The organism is Niabella digestorum (genome assembly GCF_036409055.1).
In the GTDB taxonomy this organism is placed as follows: domain Bacteria; phylum Bacteroidota; class Bacteroidia; order Chitinophagales; family Chitinophagaceae; genus Niabella; species Niabella composti.
In genome coordinates, this window is the sequence record NZ_JAZGLY010000004.1 from 420,395 (window position 1) to 433,558 (window position 13,164).

Here is a 13,164-nt window from a genome sequence, read left to right on the forward strand (position 1 = left end):
CTGTATGTATTTTGCAGCTTTAAAACTTCAGGATATGAGACTTATATTTCTGCTTGCAATTTTGTACATTGGTGTGAATGCTTATGCCCAATGCGGTTATTATTATATGCAAAATAATAAAACCATCACCATGGGCTCTTTTGACAAAAGTGGAAAAGAAAACGGAAGATTTGTTTATAAGGTGTTGGATGTAAGTAATAGCGGCGGTGTTGTCACTTCTAAAATAAAATCCGAAGCCTTTGATAAAAAGGGAAAGTCGATTGTGGCTATGCAAGGAAATATGCAGTGTAAGAATGGTGTGCTGATGTTGGATATGAAAACATTGGTTACTAGCTCGCAAATGCAACAGTTTAAAGATGCTGATGTAGACGGAAAAATTTCCTACCTCGAGTATCCCGGTAATATAAAAGTTGGCCAAACTCTACCAGACGGAAAGTTTGATATGGATGTAACCATGCAAAAAGGCATGCGTGCCAAATTGTCCATGGAGGTAACCAACAGAAAAGTTTTAGATAAAGAAAGAGTAACTACCAAGGCCGGATCTTGGGATGCATATAAAATTTCTTACAACGCTAAAATGGTGATTACCATGGGGATATCAATACCAGTAAACGTAGATATGACCGAGTGGTTCGTTCCGGGTTTTGGGGTGGTAAAAAGCAGCTCTAAGTCCGGTACGCAGGAATTGTTGTCTATAGAATAAAAAATATTTGTAATTTTATACAGTAAAAGCTTTGTTATTCTAAGGATAGGTTTGTAAATGCTGGGTTGAGATTTTCGAAACCCGTATCTGTTGTTCACTTTAACCAAACCATTAATGCCTATGGAGTTCGGTAGTTGCTCATGGGTATAGGTGATGAAGAATATGTTTAGACACTTTATGAAAGCTATTTGATCGGGTTTTTGTGGTACGACCGGAGGTCGTCATCATTCCGGTGGAATAGCCATTCAGTAATTACATTGCTTTCCGGCTATTCTTCCCTATACCCAGGCAATTTTTATCATACATCTAGCACTTAATTGCTATCCTATTTTAAAGTCCCCTCGTTATTGTGAGTTTACATTTTCGAGAAATCGCCATACCTTAACCAATACATAGCGAAAATCTTTGATGTCTTTGCATGGCTATTACCTTGTGGTAGTAGGGGAAAGTTGATGTTGAAAGATCCAGTAGAAGTTTTTGTATTTCATTTACCAAAAGCTTTCATATCTCTGTCGTTTTTCGGCAATAGATAAATTGTATAGTGAAGGTTTTGTCGCTAGTAAAATAAAATTTGGAAAATTAGATAAGAGTAATACAATCAGCTTTTTACTCAACTAGAATTGTAGTTGAAATGTATGATAATTTGTTAAATTCGTAGAGAATGATGTTATACAAAGATTTTTCCTATAGTTAAAACTGTAAATAAAAATTTACGTATAATGAACAAAAACATTTGGAGTTTATACAAAAATTCAGACAGAGGAAAGAGTGTGATTAAACTATTTACCGTACATGAAGAAGATGATGAGCTGAATTGGGCAGAGCAAGTTTTTAAAAATTATGTCGAATATTTAGGTGAGCAAGTTGGAGGGTATAATAAAGAAAGGATGCTAAACTCTTGCATTAATAATTTTTGTATCATACTAATGTGTATTTGGGCTGATAACTTGCAGCTAAAAGAGAATGAAGGGATCGATGATTATTATGAAAGGTTAATTGATAATATTGAACTTTCAGAAGTAGAGGTAAATGAGGAAGAAAGACGCCTTTATAAGGAAAAGGATAGAATAATATATCTACATAAGCAAAACTATAAGTCTCTTTGTTCCATTCTTCCAGAGCTTTCTCTGGCCTTATTTTACTTATATCCAAATGTTTTTTTTCCAATACTTTTTCGAGAACGATTTGATGTGTTCATGAGAATTCTTGATGTATTGGAAATTTCAATGCCAGAACTTCCCACAAAACCAGATAAAAGAGGAAGATTGTTATTTTATAAAGAGCTGGTGAAAAATATTTATGCTTTTTCAAAGCAGCATGATCTAACAGCAGAAGAAACATGTGCTTGTATTTATGATTTTGCACTTATGCTATTAGAAGATAATCAAACTAAAGATGAAATGCCCGAGCCAACTAACATTTGGCTAACTGGTGCTTGTAAAGAAGATTATAAAAATTTCTTGAAAAATCCAATTAAAGATGCAAAAGCCATTTGGACTTGTAATGAGAACACTAAACGGGGCGACATTATTATAATGTATGTTCTTTCCCCGTATAGTTGTATTCAATCCATTTGGCGATCAGATATGGACGGAGTTTATACTCCATTCAATTATTATAACAGTAGAACAAGAGTTACAAGTGGAATTCTGATTTCTCCCATAACACTTAACGAGCTAAAAGCAGACCAATATTTTTCGCAGCTTGGAATTGTAAGGAAAAACTTTCAAGGAGTAAATGGAGTAAAATTTACGGCCAAAGATTATAAAGAACTTCAACGATTATTATCTGAAAAGGGATTTGATATTTCTCTCTTGCCACAATTGTACAAGCCCAACTTGGAAATCGAAGGTGATATTAAAAACGAAAAAGATGTGGAAGAAAAACTACTGATTCCACTACTAACGAAATTAGGATATACAGAAGGGGATTGGACAAGACAATTGTCTCAAAAAGTAGGAAGAAACTTAAAAGCAGTTCCCGATTTTGTATTTCTTCCTAAAGGGGAATTATATTTTCAGAACGCTCCTCTGATTATAGAAGCGAAATTTGATATAAGTTCGAATATTGAAAGAACAAAATCCTATAATCAAGCATTATCTTATGCAAGAATGATGAAGTCTTCAATGTTCGGAATTTGCGACAAAGAAAGATTAATAATATATAAAGAACGAAAAGGTCTCTTTGACCGTTTTCAACCAGCTTTTGAAAAATATTGGCAAAATATAAATGATACAGAAACCTTTAATCAATTAAAATTAATAATAGGAAAAAGTGCAATTCAATAATATACTTGTATCACAAAGCTTGTCATAATAAATATGCTGATATATATCTATTTTTCCTCCCTCGTCTTATCAATCTACATTTTCAATAATGAAAGACATAAAAAGATATGCGAATCTGGTCGGTTCATCCAAAATATTTAGATACAAAAGGGCTTGTGGCATTATGGCGGGAAACGATTCTTGCCAAGCACGTTCTTGAAGGCCGAACCAAAGGATACCGAAACCACCCTCAACTTATCAGATTTAAACAATCTGACCATCCATTAGATAGAATAAACCAATATTTGGCAACCGTATATGAGGAGGCAACGCGTAGAGGGTATACATTTGACAAAGAAAAGATTGACTGGAATTTTTCATCTTCTTTAATGAAAGTAACCAGCGGGCAATTGCAATATGAAAAAGAGCACTTACTCCGAAAACTTAATGTGCGTGATCCTCAAAGATCTGATCTCGTAAAAGCAATAAGTAAAATCGACCCCCATCCTATGTTTAAAGTTGTCAAGGGCGGCATAGAAGCGTGGGAAATAATCTAACAATATAATTACGCACACCGTGTATGCTTGTGGGCAATATGGGTTTTGGCAAATGAAATAATCGGTATCATCTATTTTTTATCTCACTATCCAACCCTCTCATTTAAGCAAATTTTATATCCGGCTTTTCCCTGTTTTCGATAAAAATTAGGATTCGGCAGACGTTCTTTCGGAAGAAATACCCCCTCCCGCTTTGGCCATGCCGTACCCCTGGCATGTAATAACAATAAAATAAGAAGCCGAATGAACGACACTCGAATCACGTTAAAATATATTCTGATCGGAATTATTGTTGTATTCTTTACCTGGACATTTCATGAGTTTGCACACTGGCTTACAAGCGAGCTTTTGGGATATGACACAGCGATGTATCTAAATGCGAGCTCGACCTTAGGCGATAATAAGCCGAACGACTTACATAGAGTCATTATCTCTGCTACAGGTCCCGCTGTTACGCTGCTTCAGGGATGGATTGTTTTCCTATTGCTCAAAAACAAAAAATGGGATAAGTATGGATACTTGTTGCTTTTCACAGCATGCTACATGCGTTTCCTAGCAGGACTGATGAATGGTATCAACCCTAATGATGAGGGGCGTATCAGCGCTTATCTGGGATGGGGCACCTTCACATTGCCGATAATTGTTTGTGTGCTTTTATTTTTAATGGTTCGGAGAATATCGAAGCAATATCATCTAAGCTGGAAATTCCAGCTCGCGAACACCTTAATTGTCATGTTTGTCAGCTCAGCCTTAATTCTCGCTGACCAGTTTTTTAAAATCAGATTATTGTAAGGCCTTCTACATTTGCTAACAGTTTGCTTTCATTTACCCATGAAGCCTCTCGAATGGCTTAAGCCATCAAGTATATCATTGCGTTTTTTCAGAAACTAGAGGGAATAGTCGTCCTTGCCAATCCTGGATCGGCTAGGTGTATGTATTATGAATCACTGCAGCTCATGTGAGTAAACTCTCTTCGACAGTTATTGATGAAACCTTAAAAGATAGTATTGATGTTGCACGCTTTCGTAACATTTGCTGCTACAATTGTATGGGTGATTGCACCCAGCTGGATATCCAAAAAGGAAACTTCTCCATTGAGAGCAATGCTTATTGAGCTGTTTTCTGGAGGCTGCTGAGTTGGGTAGCGCGTATCTGTCGTTTCAAAGCAGCAACATTCGCGACTAGGATGCATTGCGAATAATCATTACTACTTTCACTTACCCACCGAATTATTGGAGATCTAAGACTTATTTCAAAACGTTAATCTTAAAATCATTGAGAACATTTTACTGAGAATAGTAATAGAAGTTCTTTTTTATTATTTGGGGATTTTTTTAAACGCGTTGGTGGATAACGATCATAAATAAAAGGTCTCTATTGTCGCAATCTTGTGCTAGGCAGCAATTAATAATGTACCTATACAATCTGTTTCATTTCTCACCAAACAGGGTTCTTTCCCGGTCCGTACAATGCTTTACCGGCGCGGACTCCAGTGTGTTTTTCGTTTTCCAACGTAATCACACCGTTAACCAACACATAGTGGAAGCCTTTGGAATATTGATGCGGTTGTTGAAAAGTAGCTTTATCCGTAACCGTTTTTTCATCAAAAATGACAATATCGGCAGCCATTCCTTTTCGGATAAGGCCACGATCATTTAACTGAAACTTTTGTGCCGGAAGCGATGTCATACGGCGAATGGCTTCTTCCAGCGTGAGCACCTTTTCTTCTCTTACATACTTGCCCAGCACACGTGCATTAGTGCCATAACCGCGGGGGTGTGGCATGCCTACATTAAACAAACGTATAGAGGCATCGCTAGCAAACATGTTAAAGGGGTATTGCATGATGCGTTTTACATCCTCTTCACTCATGCCATGAAATACGGCACTGGCACCACCATTCATTGCAATATCCATAATGGTTTGAGCTTCTTCTTTGGCCTTATGCTTGCGCCCTATCATACGATTGATTTCTTCTATGCTTTTGCCATTATAAGTAGTGTCATTCTTGTAATAGGCAATTACGGCATAGCTGAAGTGTTTCAGTTTTCTTTTTTTAAGATTTTTCAACATTACTTCAGTGGCATGCTTTCTTACTTCGGGTCTTTGTAAGCGAGCTCTTATGCTGTCCTGCCCATCGGCAAGTAGGGCACCGGGTAGCAAAGTGCTAATGGAAGTGCTACTGGCAGTATAAGGATACTGGTCTATGGTAACCTCAATACCTTCGCTGCGCGCCTTTGTTACCAACGGTATTGTTTCCTTGCTACGCCCCCAATTTTGCTGTCCACTAAGTTTAAAGTGAGAGATCTGTACCGGTATTTTCGCTTCGCGTCCTATATGTAGCGCTTCGTTGATGGCATCCACCACTCTGTCGCCTTCGTTACGTATATGCGATGCATATATGCCGTTGTATTTTGCCGCTACTTTGGCCAATGCCAGGATCTCGGAGGTTTTAGCATACGTACCGGGGATATAGATGAGCCCGGTAGACAGGCCTACTGCGCCTTCTTGCATAGCTTTTTCTACGAGTGCTTCCATTTTTTTCAGCTCTTCGGGTGTGGCATCTCGATTGGCTCTACCCATCACCGCTCTACGCACATCATTATGTCCAATAAGTGTGGCCACATTTATGGATAGCTTAAAAGAATCTACCCAGTTTAAGTACTTTCCTACCTGCACGTTGGAGGAACCGCAGTTGCCGGCTATTACAGTGGTTACTCCATCATAAATAAAGTTGTCGGCCGTGGGGTTTTTGGCATCATCACCTTCGATATGCGTATGCACATCAATAAAGCCTGGTGCTACAATCAGTCCTGAAGCATCGATGGTTTTGTCTGTGATATATTGAAGACTTCTTCCTACGTCTAGTATTTTACCATCTTTGATAGCAACGTCGCCGTAAAACCAATTGTTGCCGGTACCATCGATGATTTTTCCGTTTTTGATAAGAACATCGCAGAAGGTTTGAGCGTAAGTTGTAAGTGAAGTAATAACGAACAGGAGGGTGATTTTGATGTAGCGCATACCTGCAATTTAAAAAGAATCGCGGGTTTCTGCAATTAATCCTCCTTTCTGTAAAGGATCAAATCTTCTTCCGAAGTAGCACCTTCTCGCCAGAGCGGCGGCGGCAGTAATCCCTGAAGAAAGCGGTTGTAAGAATCCTTGATGTACTTGTGGAATGTATAATCGCTTGCTGTAGAAGTAAACAGATAGGATGGAAAATACATTTCTATAAATGCCGTAATCACACTGTCGTCTGTAGCCTGTGTAATTCTCCTGATAAGGGCTTTGTTAAACCGGTGTCTGATGAAAGCTTCTTGCTCTTGTGTTATCAACCGGTCCCTGAATGCCTGCATACGCCGGTTTTTCTTAAACTGAAAAGAACTGATAAGGGCATCCAGATCGAAACCTACGGATCCGTCGTTCAACGAGCTTACCCGAAGCCCTGGTTTTTCGTAATTAAATATTTTGGCATAATCTTGCCGATTTTGAATCGAGTCCTGTCTATAATATCTATTGCGAGTTTTCACAGTCGGCAACAGCGTAACAAAGGTTTGAAGTGATATATCAAATGCATATGGGGTGCTAATGGTTCTTACGGGAAACTTACGTGTGGGTTTATTCAGATAGCTAAACCAGATGGAGTCGTTTTCGGATACCTTTATTTCATAATCCCCATTGGCATCGGTAATAGTTCCCACTCCACTGGTAGCTAATACCGATACCGACTGCACCGGGTACATTCCCGTACTATCATACACGGTACCTCGGATGACAATTTGGGCATCTGCATCTAGGCCCAACCCCATCAGTAGGAATAATATGTATGCAAATCTTTTCAAGAGCACCAATAAGATGTCAAAACAAACAAAGAAATTGCAAATAGTTTGGTAAAAAACTGATGAAAGTTCGGTCTTTATTTCGTAATTAACGATTCTATTACGCGTGGAAAATGAGCGTGTTCGAGTTGGTGAATTTTTTGAGCCAGTGTTTCGGGTGTATCATCAGGCGCTACCGTACATTTAGCCTGAAAAATAACGTCTCCATGATCGTAATGCTCATCTACATAATGTATGGTTATACCGCTTTCTTTTTCTTTATTCTTGATTACAGCTTCGTGTACATGGACACCATACATGCCTTTTCCTCCGTATTTGGGTAGCAAAGCAGGGTGAATATTTACAATGCGATTAGGATACGCATCGATAAGGGCTTGTGGAATTTTCCACAAGAAACCGGCAAGAATTACAAAATCTATCCCTTTTTCCTTTAAAAAAGAGGCATAGCCGTCGATTTTATATTGCGCTTTTTCAATCAATACATGTTCAATCCCCTCCCTTTCGGCTATCGATAAAACACCTGCACCCGGTTTATTACACAATATTAATGTGACCGCTGCGGTAGAGCTGTTTTTGAAATAATCGATGATTTTTTGGGCATTACTGCCTGCCCCGCTGGCGAAAATGGCTAGTTTCTTACTCATAAATTGCAAAATGAATGCATATATATAGATATTCTGCCGAAAACCATGATTTCTTTCCCCAAATTTTTATGAAAATGCCCAAAAATGGCAAAAGTGGCTATTTGTGGCCGATAGCAAGTGGGTTTTTGAAAAATCCATTTAAGATTTGCGAATTATTTATTGAAATTCAGGTAAAAAATAAATAACTGTTTTTTCTAAAGTTTTTTCGTTCGAGGAAAATCGTTAAAAACTGTTAATATATTGTAAAATATGACAATATCAAGACATCTAAAAAGAGATATTCACATCTTTTGGTGGCAAAAATAGATGACTTTTAAATGACAATTCATTTTTCAATTTTTTAAAAAAAGCCTCAAAATTCGCTGAAATGCAGTCTGGATGCGGGTTTAAAAAATTTTCAAATTGTTGCTGGAATGTTAACGTGGAGCCTTATTTTTGCAGTCAATCAGAGGTTTTTTCCACATTTTAGATTTTATGTGTTTTATGAATAATAATAAGTGTTTATTTAACCAACTAACCTCACTTGTAATAGCGCTTTTAGTGTCCGTGGCCCCGGTTTTTGGACAGGGTGGCGATATTCAGGAGGGTAAGACTTTGTATATAAGCAAGTGTCAGAGCTGTCACTCAGGTGATATGAAGTCTAACAGTACCGGACCGGCACTGGCTGGGGTACAAGACCGTTGGGAAGACAGAGGAAAATTGTTCGAGTGGATTAGAAATAACCAAAAGCTGATCGCATCTGGTTATCCAAAAGCGGTTGAGGCGTCTAAGTTCAGCCCGACTGTTATGACTACCTTCCCGGATCTTACTGATGATCAGATAGAAAGCATTTTGGCGTATGTTGATGCAAAAGCCTCTGGGAAATTAGATACTCCTAAAGATGGAGGTGCTGGTGCGGCTGCAGGCTCCGGCGTTTCTACCCAAAACGACCTGATGTATGGCGTTGTATCGCTGATACTAGCCCTCGTTGCATTAGTATTAATATATGTAAACTACAACCTGCAAAAAGCTGCCCGTGAAGCAGAAGGTGTAAAATCAGCTCCTTCACTTCCGATATATCGCAATAAGACTTACATTGCTATTGTAGCTATCGTATTGTTTATCATCGGTGGTTATTACATCACCAAGGCCATGATCAATGTTAATAGACAAATTGATTATCAGCCTAAGCAACCTATTTTCTATTCTCACAAAGTTCACGCAGGTATCAATCAGATCAACTGTTTATACTGTCATGGTAATGCCTGGGAAAGCAAAACCGCAGCTATACCTTCTGTAAATGTGTGTATGAACTGTCATAAAACCATTCAGAAGTATACCGGTCCTGAGCTGAAGGACAGACACGGAAATGTGGTGGATGGTACCCGTGAAATTCAGAAACTGTACGAATACGCAGGTTTCGATCCTAATAATCCTAACGACTGGGATCCTTCAAAAGCTAAGCCTATTCCTTGGGTAAAAATTCACAACTTACCCGATCACGTTTATTTCAATCACAGCCAGCACGTGAGAGTTGGAAACGTACAGTGTCAGACCTGTCATGGCGAAATTACCGCTATGGATGAAGTGGCACAGTTCTCTGAGCTGAGCATGGGCTGGTGTGTGAACTGTCACAGAGAAACAAAAGTGAACTTCAACGTTGACTCTGCAACAGGCAATCAGTTTTATAGCATTTACGAAAGATTCCACAACGATATCAAAGCCGGAAAAATGGATAGTGTAACAGTGAAAGATATCGGTGGTCTTGAATGTCAGAAATGTCACTATTAATTCCGGCCGCTTCGGTGTAATGAAGCGGAGGGTGATACAATATATATAAACAGTATAAAACAGAATTATTTTTTAACTATCTCCAGGCGCTGCCTAAAAAATGCAAACCTGGAGTTTAAAAGTCCCTTAAGGGATTAGGGTAATATGAGTAATAAGTACTGGCAAGGTTTCGGAGAAATCAATGACCCTGAAAATTTTCAGAAGAGGGTACGTGATGAATTTCGCGATGAACTTCCCTTCGAAGATTTTGATAGTAAGGGTTTATTAGATGCAAAGACCCCACGTAGGGATTTTTTGAAGTACCTTGGTTTTAGCACTGCGGCTGCTACGCTCGCGGCCAGCTGTAAAACAAAAGTGCGCGAAGCCATTCCTTACGCTTTCAAGCCCGAAAATATTGTGCCGGGCGAGGCGCAGTACTACGCAACAACATTTGTACAAGATGGTGATGTAGTGCCTGTATTAGCTCGTGTACGGGATGGAAGACCTATTTTGATAGAAGGCAATGACCTTTCTTTCACAAAAGGTAGTACCACTCCTCGTATTCAGGCTTCGGTGCTGGACCTGTACGATAAATACAGAATCACGCACCCTAAGCATCGCGTAGGTGATAAATTAAACGAAGTGCCCACTTTTGAGGCATTAGATAAAAATATTATCGAGGCTATTAAGGCCGCAGGAGGACAAGTGGTATTGCTCACCAGCACCATCAACTCTCCTTCTGCCCTCAAGGTAATCGATGATTTCAAAGCCGCTTACCCGAACTTTAAACATATTCAGTACGACGCAGTGTCTTACTCAGCATTACTGCTGGCTAACGAAATCAGCTTCGGCAAGAGAGCTATTCCTTCTTACCGATTTGAAAATGCATCCAAAGTAGTAGTAAGCCTGGGTGCAGATTTCCTAGGTACATGGCTGAGCCCCGTAGACTTTCAGCAGGGATATGTTCAGAATCGTAAAATCGATGAGAACAATCCGCAAATGAGTAAGCACTACCAGTTCGAAAGCTTCTTAAGCCTTACCGGTGCTAATGCTGACGAAAGATTCAACCACCGTCAGTCCGAAACCGGTTTGGTAGCTTTAGCCTTAGCGGCAGCGGTAGGCGTTCCAGGAATAAGTGCTCCTACCATTGCTAACCCGAAACTGAAAGCAGGAATTGAAAAGGTTGCAAAAGACCTTCTGAATAATAAAGGCCAAAGCCTTGTGGTTTGCGGCAGCAATGATGTAAACGTTCAGGTGGTAGTAAATGCCATCAACGCAGCCATTGGAGCTTACGGCACTACTATCGACTGGTCAGCTCCCGTAAACTATCGTAAAGGTATCGATAAAGACTTTGCTGATCTGCTCACCGAAATGGAAAATGGTGCAGTGGGTACGCTGCTCATTTATGGTGCCAACCCTGTATATACATGGCCCGATCAGGAGCGCGTGAAAAAAGCGCTGGCTAAAGTAAAACTGAAAATTTCCTTTAACGAAAAACAAGACGAAACTTCTGCATACTGCGACTACTTAGTGCCGACCCATCATTATCTGGAAAGTTGGGGTGACGGTGAAGCTGCTCCCGGTAAAATTGGATTCATGCAGCCAACCATTGCTCCTCTGTTCAAAACCAGACAATGGCAGGAAAGCCTGTTAGTATGGGCCGGAAAATCCGAAACATATGCAGATTACTTCAGAAATTATTGGATTAGTCGTTTAGGAGGAGAAACTGCATATATCAAATGTCTGCAGGATGGTGTATGGCAAACCGAGTCTACCGGTGCATCCGCCGGCTCTTACAGCGCTAGTGGTCTTGAAGCTGCAGTGGCTGCTATCAACGCCGCACCTAAATCCACTCAAAAAGAAGTTGTATTATATCAAAGCAATGCGATAGGTGCCGGTACGCATCCGGCCAACCCATGGCTACAGGAGTTGCCCGATCCTATTACCAAGATTACTTGGGACAACTACGCTATGATTTCTGTAGCTATCGCAGATGAACTCAAGATCGACTATAAGAGCAACGACTACGAATACTATCCGCACAAACCGATTATTAATGTAAAAGTTGGCGGAAAAGAACTGGAGTTACCCATCATCGTAGTTCCTGGTATGGATGCCGATACTATTGCAGTAGCATTAGGTTACGGCCGTACTACTACCTTAGGTGCTACTTATGTAGATGAGAATAAAGAAGACGGCAAACTGGGTGTGGATGTATATCCGTTAGCATCCTTCAACGGTACTACCGTTAATCATTTTGCCATCAATGCCGAGCTTACCAATACAGGAAAGAAATATAAGCTGGCTCAAACTCAAATTCACAACAGTTACGAAGGTCGTGTGGAAGTGGTAAGAGAAACCACAATGGCCACCTTTCTGAAAGATAAAAATCAGTTCAAAGATCACGCAGATAAACTGTACGAAACATTTACAGGCAAAAAAGGCGCTACCCGCGAAGACTTCGTAAAAGCAGGTACACTTTATAAAGAGCATCGTGCAGAAGGCATCAAGTGGGGTATGAGCATCGATATGAACGCTTGTATCGGGTGTGGTGCCTGCGTTATAGCCTGTCATGCAGAAAATAACGTACCTGTGGTAGGTAAGAGCGAAGTGCTACGTTATCACGATATGCACTGGCTGCGCATCGACCGCTACTATGTGTCTGACGAAAACGATCCTAACGAACTGAAAGGCGTGGTATTCCAGCCGGTAATGTGTCAGCACTGCGACAACGCTCCTTGTGAGAACGTATGTCCGGTAGCTGCAACTAACCACAGTAACGAAGGGCTGAACCAAATGGCTTACAACCGTTGTATCGGTACTAGATACTGTGCCAACAACTGTCCATTCAAGGTACGTCGCTTCAACTGGTTAGACTATACCGGAGCAGACAGCTTCCCGAATAACCAAGATCAGAAGCTGGTAGGTAAGTTCGATCCGGCTGTATTCTACATGAATGATGAGCTTACTCGCATGGTGCTGAACCCTGATGTAACAGTGCGTTCAAGAGGTGTGATGGAAAAATGCTCATTCTGTATTCAGCGTTTACAACACGGCAAACTGGATGCCAAGAAGAACGGTGAGCCGCTGAGCGATAAACACGTGAAAATTGCTTGTGCAACAGCTTGTCCTGCTAATGCAATTGTGTTCGGAAATGTAAACGATCCAGAAAGTGCTATCAGCAAAGAGCGTGAAAACAATCCGCTGCGCACCTTCTATGTACTGGAGCAATTGCACGTGCTGCCTAACGTGAACTACTTAGCGAAAATCAGAAACACAGACGAGATTATAGCGAGCGACGATCATCACGGTGACAGCGATCATAAAGAAGCCGGCCATGCTTCAGAAAAACATGAAGCTGCAGCCGAAGGAGCACACCATTAATATCCGCAGTGTCTCCGAAGG

Annotated in this window: 9 protein-coding genes; 6 read left to right on the plus strand and 3 right to left on the minus strand. The window is 40.3% G+C overall.

All coding sequences use genetic code 11. The annotated features are described in order from the left end of the window. The first annotated feature begins 34 nt into the window (after positions 1 to 34). The 4 genes from V2H41_RS09270 to V2H41_RS09285 all read left to right on the plus strand — a co-directional run bounded on the left by V2H41_RS09270 (position 35) and on the right by V2H41_RS09285 (position 4,319). The gene (locus V2H41_RS09270; protein ID WP_330974870.1) at positions 35 to 703 is read left to right on the plus strand and encodes a TapB family protein; all 669 of its coding nucleotides are present in this window, start codon (positions 35 to 37) and stop codon (positions 701 to 703) included. Positions 704 to 1,422: 719 nt separating this feature from the next. Next, on the plus strand, positions 1,423 to 2,991 hold the full coding sequence (locus V2H41_RS09275) for a hypothetical protein (protein WP_330974871.1): 1,569 nt from the start codon (positions 1,423 to 1,425) through the stop codon (positions 2,989 to 2,991). A 107-nt stretch (positions 2,992 to 3,098) separates the two neighbouring features. Beyond that, positions 3,099 to 3,527 (plus strand): pyrimidine dimer DNA glycosylase/endonuclease V, encoded by a 429-nt coding sequence (locus tag V2H41_RS09280; RefSeq protein ID WP_330974872.1) that lies wholly within the window; start codon positions 3,099 to 3,101, stop codon positions 3,525 to 3,527. Positions 3,528 to 3,770: 243 nt separating this feature from the next. Continuing rightward, on the plus strand, positions 3,771 to 4,319 hold the full coding sequence (locus V2H41_RS09285) for a hypothetical protein (RefSeq protein WP_330974873.1): 549 nt from the start codon (positions 3,771 to 3,773) through the stop codon (positions 4,317 to 4,319). A 645-nt stretch (positions 4,320 to 4,964) separates the two neighbouring features. On the opposite strand, the gene V2H41_RS09290 is transcribed toward V2H41_RS09285, so the two are convergent. The 3 genes from V2H41_RS09290 to purN form a co-directional block, all read right to left on the minus strand. Then, complete coding sequence (locus tag V2H41_RS09290; protein ID WP_330974874.1) at positions 4,965 to 6,551, minus strand: N-acyl-D-amino-acid deacylase family protein; 1,587 nt, start codon at positions 6,549 to 6,551, stop codon at positions 4,965 to 4,967. 35 nt (positions 6,552 to 6,586) lie between these two features. Then, positions 6,587 to 7,369, minus strand: coding sequence for a hypothetical protein (locus tag V2H41_RS09295; protein ID WP_330974875.1), 783 nt, complete (start codon positions 7,367 to 7,369; stop codon positions 6,587 to 6,589). Between the two features lie 74 nt (positions 7,370 to 7,443). Then, a complete protein-coding gene (gene purN, locus V2H41_RS09300; RefSeq protein WP_330974876.1) occupies positions 7,444 to 8,010 on the minus strand; it encodes a phosphoribosylglycinamide formyltransferase in 567 nt (188 codons plus the stop codon). Positions 8,011 to 8,493: 483 nt separating this feature from the next. Here purN and V2H41_RS09305 point away from each other — a divergent pair, with 483 nt between their 5' ends. Further along, on the plus strand, positions 8,494 to 9,780 hold the full coding sequence (locus tag V2H41_RS09305) for a c-type cytochrome (protein ID WP_409966483.1): 1,287 nt from the start codon (positions 8,494 to 8,496) through the stop codon (positions 9,778 to 9,780). A gap of 144 nt (positions 9,781 to 9,924) precedes the next feature. After that, the gene (locus tag V2H41_RS09310) at positions 9,925 to 13,143 is read left to right on the plus strand and encodes a TAT-variant-translocated molybdopterin oxidoreductase (RefSeq protein WP_330974877.1); all 3,219 of its coding nucleotides are present in this window, start codon (positions 9,925 to 9,927) and stop codon (positions 13,141 to 13,143) included. Positions 13,144 to 13,164 lie beyond the last annotated feature (21 nt).